At 38.3% G+C, this 19,457-nt stretch carries 19 protein-coding genes and 1 other RNA gene; 13 read left to right on the top strand and 7 right to left on the bottom strand.

What is annotated here, in order from left to right; translation table 11 throughout:
* Positions 1–6: 6 nt before the first annotated feature.
* Positions 7–465, bottom strand: coding sequence for a division/cell wall cluster transcriptional repressor MraZ (gene mraZ, locus FFU37_RS01695; RefSeq protein ID WP_007582904.1), 459 nt, complete (start codon positions 463–465; stop codon positions 7–9).
* A gap of 496 nt (positions 466–961) precedes the next feature.
* On the opposite strand from mraZ, the gene FFU37_RS01690 reads away from it, so the two are divergent.
* The 3 genes from FFU37_RS01690 to FFU37_RS01680 are packed head-to-tail and all read left to right on the top strand — an operon-like array spanning position 962 to position 2,006.
* On the top strand, positions 962–1,300 hold the full coding sequence (locus FFU37_RS01690) for a DUF883 domain-containing protein (protein ID WP_138488555.1): 339 nt from the start codon (positions 962–964) through the stop codon (positions 1,298–1,300).
* Between the two features lie 6 nt (positions 1,301–1,306).
* Positions 1,307–1,762, top strand: coding sequence for a threonine/serine exporter family protein (locus FFU37_RS01685; RefSeq protein ID WP_138488554.1), 456 nt, complete (start codon positions 1,307–1,309; stop codon positions 1,760–1,762).
* A gap of 1 nt (position 1,763) precedes the next feature.
* Complete coding sequence (locus FFU37_RS01680) at positions 1,764–2,006, top strand: hypothetical protein (RefSeq protein ID WP_039485339.1); 243 nt, start codon at positions 1,764–1,766, stop codon at positions 2,004–2,006.
* 3 nt (positions 2,007–2,009) lie between these two features.
* On the opposite strand, the gene FFU37_RS01675 is transcribed toward FFU37_RS01680, so the two are convergent.
* Entirely contained in the window at positions 2,010–2,984 is a 975-nt protein-coding gene (locus tag FFU37_RS01675) for a glutathione S-transferase family protein (RefSeq protein ID WP_138488553.1), read from the bottom strand.
* A 21-nt stretch (positions 2,985–3,005) separates the two neighbouring features.
* Positions 3,006–3,848, bottom strand: coding sequence for a pirin family protein (locus FFU37_RS01670; RefSeq protein ID WP_138488552.1), 843 nt, complete (start codon positions 3,846–3,848; stop codon positions 3,006–3,008).
* Positions 3,849–4,049: 201 nt separating this feature from the next.
* Between FFU37_RS01670 and FFU37_RS01665 the strand changes: the two genes are divergently transcribed.
* Complete coding sequence (locus tag FFU37_RS01665; protein WP_138488551.1) at positions 4,050–7,154, top strand: bifunctional diguanylate cyclase/phosphodiesterase; 3,105 nt, start codon at positions 4,050–4,052, stop codon at positions 7,152–7,154.
* An 88-nt stretch (positions 7,155–7,242) separates the two neighbouring features.
* Complete coding sequence (locus FFU37_RS01660; RefSeq protein ID WP_138488550.1) at positions 7,243–8,130, top strand: LysR family transcriptional regulator; 888 nt, start codon at positions 7,243–7,245, stop codon at positions 8,128–8,130.
* 3 nt (positions 8,131–8,133) lie between these two features.
* On the opposite strand, the gene FFU37_RS01655 is transcribed toward FFU37_RS01660, so the two are convergent.
* Complete coding sequence (locus FFU37_RS01655) at positions 8,134–9,087, bottom strand: YihY/virulence factor BrkB family protein (RefSeq protein WP_138488549.1); 954 nt, start codon at positions 9,085–9,087, stop codon at positions 8,134–8,136.
* Positions 9,088–9,214: 127 nt separating this feature from the next.
* Between FFU37_RS01655 and FFU37_RS01650 the strand changes: the two genes are divergently transcribed.
* Complete coding sequence (locus FFU37_RS01650) at positions 9,215–10,294, top strand: mechanosensitive ion channel family protein (protein WP_138488548.1); 1,080 nt, start codon at positions 9,215–9,217, stop codon at positions 10,292–10,294.
* A gap of 517 nt (positions 10,295–10,811) precedes the next feature.
* Here the strand turns inward: FFU37_RS01650 and FFU37_RS01645 are convergent.
* Positions 10,812–11,831, bottom strand: a complete 1,020-nt coding sequence (locus FFU37_RS01645; RefSeq protein WP_138488547.1) for a helix-turn-helix transcriptional regulator — start codon at positions 11,829–11,831, stop codon at positions 10,812–10,814.
* A gap of 253 nt (positions 11,832–12,084) precedes the next feature.
* Here FFU37_RS01645 and FFU37_RS01640 point away from each other — a divergent pair, with 253 nt between their 5' ends.
* The 3 genes from FFU37_RS01640 to FFU37_RS01630 all read left to right on the top strand — a co-directional run bounded on the left by FFU37_RS01640 (position 12,085) and on the right by FFU37_RS01630 (position 14,230).
* Positions 12,085–12,951, top strand: a complete 867-nt coding sequence (locus FFU37_RS01640; protein ID WP_138488546.1) for a hypothetical protein — start codon at positions 12,085–12,087, stop codon at positions 12,949–12,951.
* Between the two features lie 278 nt (positions 12,952–13,229).
* On the top strand, positions 13,230–13,556 hold the full coding sequence (locus FFU37_RS01635) for a hypothetical protein (protein ID WP_138488545.1): 327 nt from the start codon (positions 13,230–13,232) through the stop codon (positions 13,554–13,556).
* 155 nt (positions 13,557–13,711) lie between these two features.
* Positions 13,712–14,230 (top strand): HD domain-containing protein, encoded by a 519-nt coding sequence (locus FFU37_RS01630; RefSeq protein WP_138488544.1) that lies wholly within the window; start codon positions 13,712–13,714, stop codon positions 14,228–14,230.
* A gap of 402 nt (positions 14,231–14,632) precedes the next feature.
* Here the strand turns inward: FFU37_RS01630 and rnpB are convergent.
* Both rnpB and rsmI read right to left on the bottom strand, forming a co-directional pair.
* Positions 14,633–15,010, bottom strand: an RNA gene (gene rnpB, locus FFU37_RS01625) — RNase P RNA component class A.
* Positions 15,011–15,051: 41 nt separating this feature from the next.
* Positions 15,052–15,909, bottom strand: a complete 858-nt coding sequence (gene rsmI, locus FFU37_RS01620; RefSeq protein ID WP_138488543.1) for a 16S rRNA (cytidine(1402)-2'-O)-methyltransferase — start codon at positions 15,907–15,909, stop codon at positions 15,052–15,054.
* 61 nt (positions 15,910–15,970) lie between these two features.
* On the opposite strand from rsmI, the gene FFU37_RS01615 reads away from it, so the two are divergent.
* Genes FFU37_RS01615 through dolP form a run of 4 tightly spaced genes read left to right on the top strand, consistent with a single transcriptional unit; the run spans position 15,971 to position 19,429 of the window.
* A complete protein-coding gene (locus FFU37_RS01615; RefSeq protein WP_138488542.1) occupies positions 15,971–17,848 on the top strand; it encodes a penicillin-binding protein activator in 1,878 nt (625 codons plus the stop codon).
* 24 nt (positions 17,849–17,872) lie between these two features.
* Positions 17,873–18,244 (top strand): YraN family protein, encoded by a 372-nt coding sequence (locus FFU37_RS01610; RefSeq protein WP_002957970.1) that lies wholly within the window; start codon positions 17,873–17,875, stop codon positions 18,242–18,244.
* 32 nt (positions 18,245–18,276) lie between these two features.
* Positions 18,277–18,870 (top strand): SIS domain-containing protein, encoded by a 594-nt coding sequence (locus FFU37_RS01605; protein WP_002957968.1) that lies wholly within the window; start codon positions 18,277–18,279, stop codon positions 18,868–18,870.
* A complete protein-coding gene (dolP, locus tag FFU37_RS01600; protein ID WP_039485369.1) occupies positions 18,863–19,429 on the top strand; it encodes a division/outer membrane stress-associated lipid-binding lipoprotein in 567 nt (188 codons plus the stop codon). Before FFU37_RS01605 ends, dolP begins: the two co-directional genes overlap by 8 nt.
* Positions 19,430–19,457 lie beyond the last annotated feature (28 nt).

The raw sequence follows: 19,457 nt of genomic DNA, 5'->3' as shown, positions 1-19,457 counted from the left end.
GTGCCGTTAGAGTGTAAAATTATCTAAATCTTGGTTAGGTTCAAAATCACCAAGCCTTTCAAGCTCAGTATCTTGCTGCATTTGCTCGTGCCAACGCGCCTCGTCCCAAATTTCAAACTTATTCATCAAACCAACCAGCATGATTTTTTTGCCAAGAGATGCATGGGCACGTAATGACGGCGCAAGCAAAATTCGACCATTTTTATCAAGTTGATACTCTGTAGCGTTACCTAGCAACATACGTTGCATTCGTCGAGCTCGTGGATTCATATTAGATATTTTCGCTAAACGGCTTTCTATTTCGAGCCACTCAGCCAATGGATATAACCATAAACACGGTTCATTTAATGCGACGGTACAAATAACTGTCCCCTGATCTTCAGACAACAGAGATTCTCGGTACTTTGTCGGTACCGCAAAACGCCCCTTATCATCCAAACTCAGTGAACTCGCGCCACGAAACATAAAAAACCTACTTTGAAATTGTTTTATTCAATTTTTTGTTTATTTTATCCAATGAGATCCACTAAAAACCACTTTTTACCACAGTGCTCCAGTTTAGGGCTTGACAAGCCATTTTGTCAAGTAAGCTGACCAGCTTTAGTGAGTCTCAAAGCTAGAAAAAATAAGGGCTCAAGCGAAGCGTTTGAATTACGTGGGAAAAAGTGGGATTGAGGTAAAGAAAAATATCAGCTTTGCTTTTATAACTTTCTGTTTACATGCATTGCTTACTGAATAACCAATGAATATTTACAATTTTTAAGGCGTTTTTATCCTCTTTGTAAAATTTACCTAGCCGTGTAGTAATAGTTACTGTTTATTTTAAAATACTAATTATCAAAAATTAAAAAATACAAACAAAAACCATAAAATTCAAGCAGTTAAAACAAACAGCAAGTTTGGTTTAATCATTGCATCATCTAAATCACTATTTAAATTTTTAACTTATTAAGGATTGATTATGGCTACTGCAACGAATACGAAACCAAATACAACTTCAGATGTTAAGCCTGACATTAAACTAACAAATACTGAGTCTCCTCTTACAGAGAAAGCAACATCAGCGGCGCACGATGCTGTAGATGCACTTTCTAGCAAAGCTGCAACAGCTGAAAGCAGTGTGCGTAAAGGAGCTTCTAGCTCAGCAGATGCATTAAGCGAAAAACAACTTATTGCACGTGAAAAACTAAGTGAATGTACTGCAAAAACTCGTGCTTTTGCTTCTGAAAACCCATTAGCAACGGCGGGTATTGCTTTTGCTGCGGGTATGTTAATCACATCACTACTTCGTCGTAAGTAATTTGTGATGAATAACCCACAAACAACCACAACCAAGGATGGTAATGTGCAAGACCAAACTACTGAGCAACATAGCCAAAAGGACGATTGGCAAGATCATGTTGCAATGCTTTTAGAGTATTCTAAGCAGCTCAAGGATGATTACCAAACTCAAGGAAAGATCACCCACCAGCTTGCTAAAGCTGAATGGCGGTTATCGCTTAGATCGCTTGCATTGATCACTATATTTTTAGGATGCTTTGCCAGTGGTTTGGTTTTGTTGTGGGCAGGATTTCTAGGTGCTGTTGGATACGGTGTATACGATGTTTTTGGGTCGGTATGGCTAAGTATTGCAACAGCTACTTTGCTACAAGTTGCTTGTTTAATATGGCTTTGGAAAAATACAGTTTACTTAAGCAATAAAATTGGCTTTAGTAAAACGCTTAAAAGTTTAAAGCAGCTATTTAACCAACAAGGAAATTAGTATGTTAGTTAACTACTTAATTAAAGCACCTAATGAAAACGTTGATGCTCTAAGTAAGCAAATGGATACGCGCAGTGAATTGAAACGCCAACATCATGCAGCGTTCCAATATAGACTAAAGCGTTTTGCCGCAACCAAAGTTGGGCTTTCAAGTGCCTTTATCGCAGGTGCAGCAGTACAAGCGGGTAAAAGCGAAACTAGCTTCGTAAGAAAATACGGCTGGCTAGTGAACTTGATAGCTTAAGCGCTAAACATTTCTACCGTGATCTGATAAGTAATCAATACTTGGACCACTTGGCACAACTTGTGTTGGGTTGATCATTGTGTGACTAAAATAGTAGTGACGCTTAATATGATAGAAATCAACTGTTTCAGCCACTCCTTTAACTTGATATAGCTCCCTAAGGTATCCACTTAATGCAGGATAGCTTTCAATTGTGCGTAAATTACATTTAAAATGGCCAACGTACACACTATCAAACCGAATGAGAGTAGTGAATAATCGCCAATCTGCCTCGGTGAGCCTATTACCTGTTAAATAACGCTGCTTGCTCAGTATCCCTTCTACTTTATCGAGTGCTTTGAATAAATCGTTAAACGCCTCTTCGTATGCATCTTGAGTTGTTGCGAATCCCGTACGATAAACACCATTATTTATATTTGGATAAATCAACGCATTTAATTCATCAATTTTTGGTCGTAGTGCCTCTGGATAGTAGTCATCGTTATTACCTGTTAACTCATTAAACGCACTATTGAACATACGTATAATATCGGCAGACTCATTACTGACAATTTTATTTAGCTTTTTATCCCACAATACAGGTACGGTGACTCGCCCGGAATACTTAGGATTATTTTTTGTATACACTTGATGTAAGTAGTTACTATTAAATAAAGCATCACCAGTACTGTGGTTTTGCGTATCAAAAGCCCAACCACTATCAAGCATATCAGGGCTAACAACCGACACCGTAATTAAATCCTGCAACCCTTTTAACGCTCTAAATATAAGCGTTCGATGCGCCCAAGGACACGCAAGTGATACATATAAATGATACCTGTTCGCTTGTGCTTTAAAACCGGCCTCGCCCGTTATTCCAGCGCTACCATCAACAGTTACCCAGTGACGTAACTGCGCCGTTTCACGTTCAAACTTACCGTTACTTGAATCTGTGTCGTACCATTTATCTTGCCATTGGCCGTTAACTAATAATCCCATAAAACTCTCCTAAAAATACCGTTATATTTTGCCAAACTCGCCGTTTTGATAATCACGCACTGCTTGCTGTACTTCAGCTTGCGTCGTCATTACAAACGGCCCCATATGAGCAATTGGCTGATTAAGCGGATCGCCTGCTAAAACCAAAACACCAGCGCCGTGCTCAGAGCTAATATTAATATCACTGCCTGGCTCTAAAATAAGTAGTTTACCCGCTGGTATTATTTGATTGTCGCTCATTATTAGTGAGCCGCTATGAATATAAAGCATTACTTTTTGTTGGCTAAGAGGCTCTAAATAAGTGCTTTTACCAGCAGGTAATGTAATATCAGCGAGCGCCGCATTAGCAGCTAAACTTTGCAGCTCGCTTGCAAGCGTTTCACTTTCGAACTGCCACGATCCCGCAAGTGCTTTTAACGTCACGCCTTGCGTATTTGTAAAACTAGGGGCTGGGTTTTTAGTCGTATCTTGATAACGCGAATCACGCATTTTTTCTGCGCTTGGCATGTTTATCCAAATTTGAAAGCCATGCAGACCATCTATAGCATCAGCGAGTGGCATTTCACTGTGCATGACGCCGCGCCCTGTGCTCATCCATTGCACATCGCCTGCTTTAATTGCTTCTTTGTTACCCATTTGGTCACGATGTTCAAAGCCACCTTTTAGAATATAAGTAAACGTTTCAATTCCTCGGTGCGGATGCTCAGGAAAGCCTCCCATATAATCTTTTTTGTCGTCTGACTTGAGTTCATCAATCATCAAAAATGGATCTAAATATTTACCATCAAATCCAGGTATACGGCTAATGCTCACGCCATCGCCATCTTGAGTTGCATAAGCTGTAAGTATTTTTGATATTTTCATTTTTTAATTCACTCTAAAGAATAAGTTTATGAGGCTATTAAATCATTCATTAAACAAAACAACTATGTCTTTAAATCGAGCTTAAAGTTCTAAAAAACAGAATAACATTGATTCATTGGTTACATTTTCAACCTTATAATTATTATGGTTATTTGGAGTGAATTTGGCTACAATTGTTATTGCAAAATACAAAACTAAGGAATGGTTATTTTTACTTACTCTCTCAAACATCAGCTTTATCGTTTACTTATATTGCTAAGTATTCCAGGCACAGCTGTAATTATTTTTACCCTGCTGCTTGAACGCCACCATTCTATTGAGCAAAGTGAAAAAAAAGTAGAGAACATTGCTAAGCAATTAATTTTGCAGCAAAAGTATTTAGTCGATGATATTGACCGTTTAGCGCGTTATTTGGCTAAAGAGGAAAGTAAAAAAGAAAATCTAGCAACGTCCTGCCCTAATTATTTCAAACAATTTAGAGCTATTTACGCGCATGTTGCCAATATCGGGATTATAGATCCAAATGGCATTGTTATATGTACAACAAGCGGATTAGCCAAAACAATAAATATTGCAGATCGTGCGTATTTTCAAAATGCCTTAAAAAGTAACCAATTGTCGGTAGGTTATTTTCAGCACGACCGAAGCCTGCAAAAAAACACCCTTAACTTTGCGTTGCCTATCATTAATAAAAAAAATGTAATTCAGGGCGTTGTAGTTATCGTTGTTGCGCTTGACTGGTGGAACAATGCTTTTAATAATATTGAACTGCCACCTGGCTCTATTGCTGCAATCGCTGATTCTAATGGAAAAATTTTAGCGCGCTACCCACCAACAACTGCAGCCCTTGGCGATAATATTGCAAAGACTTTATTAGCAAGTGATTCTTCGATTGATAATGAGGCATCAACAAAAATAAAATCGATTGAGGGTGAAGATCGACTGCTTCATCACTCTACTATTTATAAAGATCCGAGTAATAACAGCTTAAATATACATATTGCACTTCCTATTACGCATGCTTTAAAGCAAATAAATAATAATTTTTTTATAGCGATTGGTGTGTTTATTTTATCACTGCTAGTGCTATGTTTAATTGCACGTAAGCTGCTTAAAACCAGCATTATCGACCCAATTAATAATCTAACAAACGCAACAAACGTGTTGGCTAAGGGCGAAATGCCGTCACAAAAAACACAGCCAAATAATCCAGAGCTAAATACTCTCTATCAGCGCTTTAAATCAATGGCGCAAACTAGGTTAACAGCTGAAGCTAATTTAAAAAACAAGCACGATGAGCTTACCAGCTTGCTTAATACTCTACCCGACAGTTACGTTAGAATTAACATCCATGGCGATATTCTCAACATAACGGGGCAATTTAAGCCTCAAGTAAACCCAAACAGCACTGCAGCACCTCATTTATCATCAATACTTTCTCACAACAATGTGCAGCTTTTGTTATCGCAGTTATCTAAGCTTGATGTTTCGAGTAATTTAGAATTTACACTCGAAAAATCAGATCCTAAACGCAGCTTTGAAGCGCGTATTAGTGCAATGCAAAGTAAAAATGAATACGTTGTTGTGCTAAGAGATATAACACAAAGAAAAATAAATGAAGAAGCACTTCACCTTGCCTCGCTAGTATATAACAACAGTAGTGAAGGCATGGCAATCACCGATCCAGCGGGTATAATATTTGATGTAAACCCTGCGTTTTGCAAAACGACTTTATATAATAAAGAAGAAGTTATTGGGCGCTCCTCTTCAATTCTTTCATCAGGAAAACATGATAAGAATTTTTACAATAAAATGTGGTCTGAATTACAGCAAACAGGCCGCTGGCAAGGCGAGGTTATTAACCGCAAAAAGAACGGGCAGCTTTACTCTGAGTGGCTCACAATCGATACGGTTTATGATACAAACAACGCACCTATTCGTCGAATCGCGATATTCACAGACCTCACTGAGAAAAAACAAGCCGATGAAACAATTTGGCGACAAGCTCACTATGATCACCTAACTGACTTACCAAATCGTTTAGAGTTAAAGGAGCGATTAAGTCAACGATTTTCAAGCATTGTTACTCCCGACAATCAATTGGTTGTCATGCTTTTAGATATTGATCACTTTAAAGATATTAATGACACATTAGGCCACCACTATGGCGATAACTTATTAAAACTCGTATCGCAACGCATAGTTCAGTCGGCAAAAAATGCTGAGTTTGTGGCACGTATTGGTGGTGATGAGTTTGTTATTGTATTTAATCGTATAAAAAGTACGCGTCATATTAATCAAATTGCCAGTAATATTTTGCTTAGCCTATCGTCGGCTTTTCATCTTGAAAACGAAGAGTTATTTATTAGCGCCAGCATGGGCATAGCATGCGCCCCTAATGATGGTGAAAATACTGAACAGCTTTTAAAAGCAGCCGATCAGGCTATGTATAAAGCAAAAAGTAATGGTCGTAACTGTTTTGAATTTTTCTCTGCTGACATGCGCGAATATGCACACGCACGCATGGTGCTATTAAAAGACTTACGAAGTGCCATAGAACTTGAACAGTTTGAGTTATTTTATCAGCCCATAGTTGCTTTGAATGATTTACATATTCATAAAGCTGAAGCACTTATTCGTTGGCAACATCCCGAAAAAGGCCTAATTAGCCCTGTCGCATTTATTTCACTTGCTGAAGAAACCAGGCAAATAAATGCAATTGGCCAATTTGTATTTGCTCAAACCTTGCAAACGCTTAACGATATAAAAACCCTAACCGATGATACTTTCCAAATAAGTGTAAACGTGTCGCCAGTGCAGTTATCCACGCCAGAAAGTGGTATAGATGAATGGTACGATATGCTAAAAGCTGCAAAATTACCTGCATCCTCAATTGTGGCAGAAATAACTGAAGGCCTAATGATTAACCCCGAAGCATTAACGCAACGTCGCTTAAAAGAAATAGTAAAATCAGGTATGCAGCTTGCCCTTGATGATTTTGGTACAGGATATTCGTCACTCGCTTACTTACAAGAAATGGATACCGATTATTTAAAAATAGATAAACGTTTTGTTGATAATATCCAAGTAGGCAGTCAAGAACTTGCACTGTGTGAAGCAATAATTGTTATGGCGCATCAACTGGGCTTAAAAGTAATCGCCGAAGGAATTGAAACTGAATTACAAATGCAGCTATTACTTGAAGCCGGATGTGATTACGGACAAGGTTATTTATTTTCAAGACCTTTAAATAAAAGCAGCTTTATGGCACTTCTAGCTGATAAAAAAGTCGCTTTATTAAAATAAATAAACAAAAAATTACTGTTACGCAATAAATAATGCGTCTGCGCGGTCAAGTTAAGCAATCAGATATAAGTAGTAACAGGATTTAAAAATGGCAAAAGCAACATTAGAGCAATGGCGAATGTTTAAAGCGGTTGTGGATCACGGCGGATTTGCAGGCGCAAGTGCGGCTGTACATAAAAGTCAGTCAACCGTACACCATGCTGTTCAAAAACTTGAAGCCGCCTTGCAAATTAAGTTGCTTGAAGTAAAAGGTCGTAAAGCATTTTTAACCGATAGCGGTAAACTAATTTTACGCAGAGCTGAATTTTTAATTGAAGAAGCAACTAAAATAGAATCGGTAGCGAGCACACTAAGCGAAGGCGTAGAAAGCACGTTAAAAATAGCTGTTGATGAAGTTTTTCCACACACCATTTTATACCAGGCACTTGCTAAAACGAGTGAACTTTACCCGCTTTTAAAGATTGATTTAGTAGAAAGCGTGCTAACCGGTGCAAACGAATTACTACATAACTCAGTGGTTGATTTAGCCATTTCATCAATTCCTATCTATGGAATTAGTTGCAGTACGTTATGCGATATAGAGTTTATAGCCGTTGCGCATAAAGACCATGTATTACACCAACAGACTGAACAGCTCAACTTTCGTGATTTAAAGCTACACCGGCAAATAGTAGTTCGCGACTCAGCAACCCACACCAGTCACAATGATGGCTGGTTAGGTGCTGATATGCGCTGGACAGTCAGCCATTTACGCAACTCTATTGATATGGTTAGTCAAAATTTGGGTTACGCTTGGCTGCCAAAAACACAAATAGCACATTTAATTGAAAATAAAACGCTCATCCCACTTAATTTAGACCAAGGTACAACCCGTACTCTTAATTTATATTTAATGTGCAACGACAACGACAGGCTTGGTCCTGCAGCACAAGAGTTTAAAGAGCAGCTTACGGCTCTCACTAACTTAGCTAGCTAATAGCTATTCATTTTTTACATCGAGGTGATCTGCTACATAGGCGCCTCGCTGTCCACGCTCTTTAGCCGGTCCTACAGTGCTATCTTTACCTGTTTGCTGCTCAGTAGCTGCATTAATTACAGCACCTAATGTGATTATATAAGCGCTGATATACAACCACATCAGCATGATCACTACGCCACCTAGTGAGCCATACGTTTCGTTATAACTAGAAAAACGCGACACATAAAAAGAAAAACCTATAGATGCCAAAATCCAAAGCACAGTAGCAATAGACGAACCCATCGTGATCCAACGCCATTTGGCCGGTTTACGATGTGGGGCATAACGATATAAAAGTACCAATGCAAAATTAAAGGTAAAAGCTAATAATGGCCAAGAAATGAGTTTAATTAATAAATCTATACTTTCCTTTAGCCCCACTAAATTAAGCACAATAGGTAAAATACCAATAATTAATAACGCAAAAATTGCGACAACAATCGCCCCTACCGAAAATAAAAAGCGTACTAATTGAGCTTTAAAAAATGAACGTTTTTCATATTCACGATAACTAATATTACACGCAGTAATAAGTGCTTGGCTACCCTTAGAACTACTCCAAATGGTAAGTATAAGCGTACCAATTGCACTTAAGCTCAAGCTGGCACTTGATGTTTTTGCAAGGCTAGAAACCTGAGATAAAATTAGTTCACTGGTACTTGGTGGGAGCAAAGTAACTATTTTACTTAAATGATCACTAATATCTGCAGGGGATGAAAAGTACGCATACACAGATACCATCGCCGCAATGGCCGGAAAAATAGCAAGTAACGCATAAAATGCCACACCCGCTGCCACTATAGATAAGTTATCTTCACTCATTTGCTTAAAAATGCGCTTAACAATATCCCACCAACCTATAAAAGGGATATGACCAGGCTGCTCAGCTTGCTGTCCTCGTTTAGCTTCTTTCATTCTAAACCTCAATATTTGTATTACATTACTACAGCAAAATGTTTGCCAAGTTAAATAAAGTATTTGGTACTAAACTTGCTGTTACCTAGTATTAACGATTATAAAAATCAAACACGGACGATAAGCCATGCCTAGTAGCCAATCAAACATTATAGCTTTAAACAATACGCCTCCCAGCACGCAAAGTTTTCAAGGCGATGTGTTTACGTGGCAGTTTTTTCATGAACAAGCTGTGCAATTACTTCATGCAACAGCGCAAATATTACCCACACTATTACTCGGTATAATACTTTTAGCATTAAGCTATTTAATTGCAGGGCCACTTTCTCGATTGCTTATAAAGCCTATTGACTACATGACTGACAGTAAACTAGTTCATCTAGTTGTAAGGCGCAGTATAAGCACTTTAATTATTTTATTTGGCGTGTACTTATTCCTGCGTTTAGCAGGGCTTACCGAGTTTGCTGTCGCCATTATGAGTGGCACGGGACTAATAGGACTTATATTAGGTTTTGCCTTTAGAGACATAGCTGAGAACTTTATCGCTAGTTTATTACTGAGCATACAAAGGCCTTTTAAAATCGACGATGTAATTGAAGTAGACAATCGTTTAGGTGTTGTTAAAAAAGTAACCGCAAGAGCAACCACACTTGTTGATTACGATGGCAATCATATTCAAATACCCAATGCGACGGTATATAAAAATACCATTAAAAACCTGACTGCTAATCCAAAAATGCGCGGAAAAGTAGAAATTGGTATTGGCTATGATAACGATATACGCAGCGCACAAACTCTTGCCCTAGCTATTGCCAATCAACAAAATGCGGTGCTTAGCGATCCACCCGCGCAGGTTTTAATAAAAAACTTAGGCTCATCTACTATTAACTTCGTTTTGTATTTTTGGGTTAATAGCGAGCAGCACAGCCCATTAAAAGTAGCTTCCCAGCTTATGCGCGAATTAGTCAATGAGTTCACAAAACAAAACATCAGCATGCCTGATGACGCACGAGAAAGAATTATACTCACCGACCCTAGTGAAAATGTTTCTAGCTTAGAGGAAAAACAACCATCGCAAGTACAAAGCGAAAAAAGTGAAACACTTGATCAAACTAAAACACTTGATGATGTGAGCAGTGATACTGACGAAATACGTGAACAAGCAGAGCAATCTCGCGATCCAGAACAAGGGAAAAATATTATTTAATTTCTTTACGTCGCACTAATATGTATTTATACATTAGTGCCTTTGAAACATGCACTTTAGTAATTTCGAAGTCTGAGTTGCATGCTTTACAGCCTGGCTACGTGGTTAAGCGTAACTTAGCTATTTTTACTTTTGACCGCTTCGACTGAACTACTCAACTTTTGCACTGCAGCTTCAAGTTTTACTATCTTTTTGTTTTGGGCGTAACTTGAAAACCAGCTAGTAATAATTATTAAAAACACCAGAATGAACAATCTTCTAATTTTTACTTTCAAAAATGTTTCTAAATTTTTAGCTTCACAAATACAAGACATCGCTTTCTCTCATTACCTTAATTATCTCGAATTAATAAGGTAATGGGAGAAAGCGACAAAATAGGTCGCGTCTTTTTTAATTTTGGAAGTTCAAATTGGCTTCTAGGAGAGTCTCGAGTTACTGAGCGAGAATGATTGCTAAGTAATCCGAAGTCGTTGATGAAATTATAATTTTCAAAGCGCTAAGATAGTACAAAGGGCTGTTATTTGACCTCAACTCCATACTGACCCAATGATTTTATCATACGCCTAATAACTCTGGCTTTTAGCTGCTTTGGTGCCTTTACAATAATCTGATCTGATAAACCCATAAGCCAGTTCTCTAACTCCAAGGTATGAGGCAACTGAATAGAAATATCTATCCAATCATCTTGAGTAATCGAATTAGCAAAAGCCTTTTCATCACTAACTTTCTGGCTACCATTAATAACTGACTCTTGGAATAGCTCTTTGGCATACCCTTTTACTGTGAGTTTCACATCAATTAGCTCTGCATTTACTAATATACCCACTGCACCTGTTTGAATGTATTTTGAAGTATCAAAGTCAGTATCGAACGTTTCATTTAACAGCTTGGCGCTATTAACCCGATGAAAAAGAAGATGCCTAGGTTCTTCATAATCATAAAAGTAGCAAATAAGAACCAACTTAGTGTCTCTTACCACCATCCCTATTGGTGAAATAAGGTGAATAGAATCCGAGTTCCCGTAAGTTATTTCTAATTTACGTTGCTCCAGTATTCCTTGAGTTATTAGGGATTTAATTTCAGTATTAATATTTAATGGTTTAAATGCCAAAACATGTGGCAAGTTCGCAATTTTCGAAGGCCAAGAGTGCAATGATTTAGATCTCACAAGCGTATCTTTTGATTTTTTAAAAATTGCATTAAGCTGAGAAAATACCTCTTTAGGAAAGTAGTCTTCAAGGTGTTGCTCGACTAGCTGAAGTGATAAAGCTTCCTCAGCAGAAATAGAAGGTAAGAAAATATCAGAACGTTTTCTTGAATAAGACCATTTGTACCCGTCAGGTGAGTCTGAACTTACTAGCCCAAATAAGTCTGCTACTTCCACTAAATCGCGCTCTACAGTACGTTTTGTGACTGTAAAACCTCTATCTTCAAGGCCTAATTGTAAAATTTTGGCTGTTGTCCACCTAGGAGTAATAGGGATAAGTTGCATCATATTAATAATGCGAGGGAGAGTCTTTCCTTTAGCCGTTGGCATCAACTTTGGGCTCTTATTATAACTTAAACTTACAGATATATTACCATAAATTAAATTATAACAGCAGGTTAGCCTGTGGTTGTAGGTAGGGTAATTGCACTCTTTTATATATAAAAGCACTTTTATAGCAGAGAGCTTTGGGTTAATCTGCGTGCGATAAAAATGATAAGGAAGTTGTTTAAAAGCCCTGTAACCTTGTTTTTAGGCCTCAAGCTTCTCTTGCATTAAATAAACGTTAAGTAGAGAAAAATTAATGAAAGCAGATTTTCACATTAGAAGCTATGAAAATAGTACGTTATACAGCTCATTTGAAAGTGGTGAGTTGTTAATTACTCAGAATCAAAAAATAAAATACCTCATCCCAATAAATATCAACGATTCTATAAAAATTAAGCAAATGATATTAGCTTATAAAGTAGTAAATGATGGTGTTACCGATAAACACTCTAAGCCGCACTGGATTTATGTTGATGATATTTTGAAGGTTAACAACAGCGATAGAGAGTTATTTGCCGTTCAGTACGAAGGGCATAAAAATCACAAAGATTATGCCGAATTTCCTACAGAAAAAGTGGCTACTGAGTTATTTGATACTTTGACTCAGAGAAAATGGCAGTCTTTAAATTGTTTGACCCATACATTAACCGATAAAAAAGCATATCAATTAAGTGAAAAGCTATCTCAACACTTATTGGATTTTTATCATGAAAATAAACCATCAGCTATTGACGAATACGACCTTGAACAAGATTTGTTAAAGAATAAAGCAATTAAAACAGACCTTGGCTGGCAGATCAAAATCAATGACTACCAAATCAACTTTCTTTTAAAAAAGTTAAGTGAGGATGATCACCCCATAGAAATTAAAAAACTGCGTGCGCAACACCAAGATGAGTCAATTGTTTACTTGAATTTAGACCGCCGAGACTTTGATATTAAGTTAGGTTTGCAAGCGTCTGTAGATGACGATACGCTTATTTCAGAGCCTCACGATGTCGAGCAATTTATAGCAACTGCTAATATGTTAATTAATGGAGGCTCCGTAGAGTTATTCGTTTTCGCTCTCAGAAAGCCTGATTCAAATAATGCATGGGTGGGTTCCCTAAACCTACTAAGTTGAGTAACTGAATGACCAATATTTAAAATGAACAATATTGCGACTTATTCTGTCGCAAGTATTTTATATTATAGACATGTGTTGTTTCCGTGAGGGAGCAGAAGAGAAAGTGTGAGAAACTTTTTCATTATGGCCTACTAAATGTAGGCCTTTTTTTGAGCAAAAACACTTAACTATAGAGGAAGGAGTAGTTAGTCGAAAAATGAAATAGACAATGAAATATTTAATTTATTATCCGTAATTAATTAGCCAAAACATCCGTAAAAGCTATCGTAAGAGCTATGAGGTACCACATAAATAATTATAACTTTATAAAACGCAGCAAAACTACTCCCCTTAAGGATTTAAAACTAGTAAAACGGCCCAGTGGTGGGTTTCGAAAACATCCTTCAAACTTTTTTAAGCGAAATTGCTTAGATAAATTTGAATCTAAAGGCACTCAAGACCTTGCTGATAAAACAAACATAGAAATTGAGACTCTAAAACAATTTATGGTAGCTAACTTGGCTGTTAACTCTGTGCTAGCCGACAAACTAGAAAAAGCGACTAAAATTAGCGCTGCAACTTGGTTGGAATTACAACGTCAATATGATGAGTACATAAAATAACTCTTACTTGGGTGGCTAAACAAGGCTAACCACTTTCGAAATTCAGAAGCTACTTTCATAGTGCTATTTTACGCGGATTAAAAGGTTGACCTGGGCAACTTTTACCGTGGATTTTTAACTATGGCTTTAGTTAATATTACTTTAAGGTTGCTAAAATGAGCTCAAACAGGCTTTTAATTAAATCACTGGATCTGGCTTCAAAATATCATGCGCAGCAAAAGCGAAAGTCAGATGACTCACCCTATATAAATCATTTGATAGAAGTGGCAGCCCTACTAACTGATATCGCTGAAATTGATGAAAACGATGAGCTATGCGCCGCAATACTGCATGACATTTTAGAGGACACTGATATTACAAGAGGGGAGATTTATAAAACCTGTGGTAATCGTGTTCTGGAATTAGTAGAAGCCCTTACTGACGATAAATCGCTATCTTTAGAAGAGCGAAGAGCAGAAACGCTTAAAATGCTTCCTAAGAAGTCAATCTCGGTAAAGCGTATTAAATTAGCTGATCTGTGCTCTAATGCTTCTGCCATACCTTCTGGTTGGTCACCTGAACGGAAGGTAGAGTACTTTTTCTGGTTAGATCAAGTTGCTGACATCTGCGCAGCATCTAGCCTTTCGCTGTATAATGAATACATGAGAAGAAGAGCTAAGTATTTCTCTAAATAGTTCCCTCAATTTAGCTATTATTTTTATTTAAAATGAAGATTAGTCAGATAAACCTGTCACTTTGAATTTTAATTTCACTTTTACACGCGAGTGTTAAACCTTGCTCAGTAATGTACTTTTGTAAGCCCTTAAATTTAACCAGTGCCGCTAAAGCCTTGTCTACAACATAAGCCAAACAGCAAGTTTGGTTAATTTCTGCGTGATACCTAGTATTTAAAAACTTGGTTTTATCTCTTAATGAACGCAGCCCTCTCACACCGAATTTGATCAATTTCAACCTAAAATCTTAAACCTGTTAAGTCAAAAAAGCATTAATTTGACAGCGGAGGCTGAGAGTTAAACGCTTATTTTATTTACAAGCACAAAAAAGCCCGCAGCGTTAACTGCGGGCTTTCTATTGAATGAGTGAGTCAGCCTATAAGCCGGGTTTTGTCCTTTCCGAAGAAAGTGATAATCATTCGTCTAGGCCATAAATCGCTCTATGGCTCAAGCAACCTACCCGGTTCTCACGTGGGCCACGCGTTCATTATTTAAAATGATAGAACCCTATTTGGTCTTGCTCCGAGTGGAGTTTACCTTGCAACCGACTATTACTAGCGGCCCGGTGCGCTCTTACCGCACCCTTTCACCCTTACCAATCGAGATTGGCGGTCTACTCTCTGCTGCACTTGTCGTGGGCTCACGCCCCCCAGCCGTTAGCTGGCACTCTGCCCTATGGAGCCCGGACTTTCCTCCCCCTGATCATTTTCGTCACAGGCAGCGATCATCTTGGCTGACTCGGCGCGCAGTATACATGAGGCTAATACCAAGCGCAGTAAAATTTACTCTTTTTCTTCAATAATTGTTTTGTATAAAGCGTTTTTCTTCATACCAAAGTATTCAGCTACAACGCCACAGGCTTTTTTCATTGGCATTTCACTTTCAAGAAGTGCCAGCATTTTGCGCGCTTCTGGCGGAACATCGTCTATTTGCTTTGGTTTACCCGCAAGCATAAGCACTATTTCGCCGCGCTGCTTGGTAGGATCATCAGTTAAAAATTGTTTAAGCTCACTTACACTACCATTAAAAAATGTTTCAAAGGTTTTGGTTAGCTCTTTAGCAAATACAACTTGCTGCTCATCACCAAGGGCTAGTGCTAAATCATCAAGGCTTGCCATAATACGGTGCGTACTTTCGTACATTATGCTGGTGATACCTGAGTTAACAGCTTCGATAAAAAAGTCTTGGCGAGCTTTGCTTTTAGCTGGCGTAAAACCAATAAACTGAAAACGGTCGGTTGGTAAGCCTGAACAACATACGGCTGTAATTGCAGCACATGCACCTGGAACAGGTGTAACATGAGCGCCTTGTTCGCGACATAGATTTACAACCGCATAGCCGGGATCACTAATTAGCGGTGTACCAGCGTCAGATACTAAAGCAATATTTAAACCTTGATTAAGTTGATCAATAATTTGTTGTGCTTTTTGCTTTTCGTTGTGGTCGTGTAATGCAAACGTTTTTGCCTTAATTCCAAAGTGGCTAAGTAGCTTGCCGGTATGGCGAGTGTCTTCAGCAGCTATTAAGTCAACTTGCGATAATGTCGCAATGGCACGGTGACTTAAGTCGTCATAATTGCCAATTGGGGTGGCAACAATGTAAAGAGTGCCAATTTTCTGTGAATTCTCCTCATTTAACATTGAGGTCTCCTGCGTCAGTCAGTAATATAAGCAAATCGCGTTAACGTATTGGGAAATCATTGTGCGACTTAAACTAGTTAGTCTATTAATTATATTGTCAGGGTTATCGGCGTGTAGCACAACCGAAAAACCAACTAAAAACAGCGATAACGTAAGTAACCGCACTAATGCACTGCAAAATCAGGCAACCAGTGCGCAATCTATCTACCAATTGGCGCAAAACCGCCAAGGTGCCGATAAAATACAGTTATTGTATAGTGCCCGTGATGCTGCAATTAGTGAGCAAAATTGGCCTTTGTTAGAGAAAATTGGTAATGAGCTTGAATTAACCGCAAGTGTTGATCAAATCCAAAACCGTCTTTATATTGCATTTGCACAAAAACAACAGAATAAGAATGATCAAGCTTTGGTGATTTTACAATCGCTAGACGGACAACTTACTCAACCTGAGCATTTTGCTTGGCATCAATTTTTAACAGCCAGTATTTATGCATCGCAAAATTTTCCTAAAAAAGCTGCCCCCTATTTCTTTAGAGCCTCTGAGACAGCCACAAAAAACAATATAGAAATCCCTCAGCTCAATCAAAATTTGTGGGATAACTTAAAACAGCTCTCTTCATATGCGCTTGAACGTTTTAACCGTGGTTCGGTTATCCAGCAAGGCTGGGTAAACCTTGGTCTATACTATCAAGTATATGCAAGTAGTGGCGTGGAGCTAGACCAAGCAATTAATAATTGGCGCAGGCGCTATATTGGGCATCCGGCTTTTTCTGTATTACCTGAACAAGACGAAATGCTTACTGAGCTCGCCCCTATTAATATAGAGCGTTTAGTTGTGTTGTTTCCACAATCAGGCCCTAACGAACGCTTAGGTGATGCGCTTAAAGCCGGTGTGTTAGCTGCACTTGATACGCAAACTATCAACGACACTATTTTTATTGATGAAAACCTAAGCACTGAAGAAATCGCAGCGCAACTTGAAGAAATAAAGCCTGATTTTGTAATTGGTCCTCTACTTAAAGCAAATATTGATAAACTAGCCAATGCACAAACTCTTATTGATACTCCGGTACTGCATTTAAACACCTTTGATGGTGAGCGCATTTCGCTTCAGCATTATTACTTTGCATTGAACCCTGAGCACGAAGTACAACAAGCTCTGGAACACTTTTTAACTAAGGGCTATCAAAAGCCTATGCTGCTTGCGCCAAATAATGCAAATGGCCAACGTTTAGTTGATTATTTTAACCTACAGTGGCAACGCTACAGCGAAACCAAGCCACAAATCGGTTTTTATAATGATAAAAAAGATATGCCGAACACAATTACCAGCTTATTAGAAGTTGATAAGTCAAAAGATCGCATACAAACAGTTAAAGCATTATTTAAGCAAGAAGTAGAAAACGAAACGCGTTCACGCAGTGATATAGACGTTATTTATATTTTGGGTGATGCAATAGAAACTCGCTTAATTAAACCTTACCTTGATGTAAACGTCAGTACATTTGCTGATCGTATCCCACTTTATGCAAGCTCTAAAAGTCATAGTAAACAAATTGACAGTACAGACAAAGGCGACTTAGACGGCCTATACTTCACTGAATTACCGTGGATGCTTGATTCGCAAATTAAACAACATAATTTACGCCAGCAGTACAACTCTCTATGGCCTGAGCAAATTGATATTAGCCAACGCTTATTTGCAATGGCGTACGATGCTGTATCAATATTACATGACATTAGACAGTTAAGCGTAATGCCAAGCAATCAATATAGTGGTTTAAGCGGTAAGCTATCTGTTAATACCAGCGGCCATATAGAACGCATGCTCGACTGGGCTCAATATACAAACCGTCGCATTAAGCCTGTGCAATTAGAAACACAACGCCCGGTACCATTGTTTATGCAATCAGCGGGTGATATACAAACTATAAATTAAACTTTATTAAGTTAAGGGGGCGGCATGTCGTGGTTTAAAGAGCTGTGGCACAATAGTCGCGAAAAAGGCCAGTATTATGAGCTTGAAGCGCAAAAATACTTAGTTACTCAGGGCTTAACACCCATTGAACGTAATTATTACTGCCCCTTTGGCGAGCTTGATGTCATTATGAAAGAAGGCGACACCCTTGTATTCATTGAGGTCAAGTTTCGCAAAAATAATGCCCGCGGCGGTGCCAACTATGCACTTAGCCCACAAAAACAAGCTCGATTAAAACGTAGTATTTATCATTACTTAGCAGCTAAAAATTTAACTAACCAAGCACTAAGAATTGATTATGTAGCCATTACAGGAGAAGCATCTCCTAATATTAATTGGCTTAAAAATGTATTTTAAACGCAAATACAAAGATAAATTATTGGTAGGCTATGCAAGACACAATTAAAGAAATTTTTACAGAAAGCATTCAAGTTCAAATCGCTGCTGGTGAAGTGCTACCTAGTGCGCTTGAGTCAGCTGCATTTACTATTGCACAAAGTCTGATCAACGGAAATAAACTCATTTGCTGCGGTACTGCTAATTGCCACATGCTCGCCCAGCACATGGCGGGTGTATTGGTTAATCACTATGAAACCGAGCGTCCTTGTTTGCCGGCAATTGCTCTATCGCAAGAAAACGTTAACCTTGGACAAAGTACTCAGGTAGACGATCACGATACATTTGCTCGTCAAGTCCGCGCTTTTGCCCAGCAAGGTGATTTATTGCTCGTACTGGCTATTAACGGTAACGAAAAACATGTTATTTCTGCCGTTGAAGCTGCACTAACTAAAGATATGAAGGTCATAGTTATGGTTGGTGATGATGGTGGCGAGTTGGTTGGCCTACTTGGCCCTAACGATGTTGAAATTAGATCCCCATCTAAACGCCCTAGCCGCATTATCGAATCCCATTTAGTTAACTTACATTGTTTAAGCGAACTTGTTGATTTAACGCTTTTCCCTCAGGATGAAAATTATGTTTAAACGCTCTCTTATTGTTTTAGGTACTGTTGTATTACTACAAGGCTGCGCAGCTGCTGTTGTTGCAGGTACAGCCAGTGCAGTAACTGCAGCGAACGATCGCCGTACCATTGGCTCTCAAATTGACGATAACAATATTGAAATAAAAGCGAGTATTGCACTTAGCGAAGTAGAACGCCTTGAAAAGTTTGCCAATATAAGCGCTGTAAGCGTTAACGGTATTGTTTTACTTGTAGGCCAAGTATCTAATGAAGAAATGAGAAACGAAGCACAGCGTACCATTGAGGGCGTTTCAGGTATTCGTAAGATACATAACCAAATTCGTATTGGCTCAAATATTGGTATTACTACACAAACGCATGACTCTTGGTTAACTTCTAAAGTAAAAGCTCAGCTACTAACAGCAAAAGACATTAGCAGTAATAACATTAAAGTAGTTACTGAAAACGCTGAAGTATTTTTAATGGGTTTAGTATCTGACTCTGAGTCTACTCAAGCTGTAAACATTGCCCGAAATGTATCTGGCGTAGAGCGTGTAATTAAAGTATTTGAATATATGTAAAGTAAAATACAGACATAAAAAAACCGCT

It is taken from the genome of Pseudoalteromonas distincta, assembly GCF_005877035.1.
Classification (GTDB): domain Bacteria; phylum Pseudomonadota; class Gammaproteobacteria; order Enterobacterales; family Alteromonadaceae; genus Pseudoalteromonas; species Pseudoalteromonas distincta.
The sequence above is the reverse complement of the archived record's forward strand: the minus strand, read 5'-3'. Positions and strand labels throughout refer to the sequence as shown.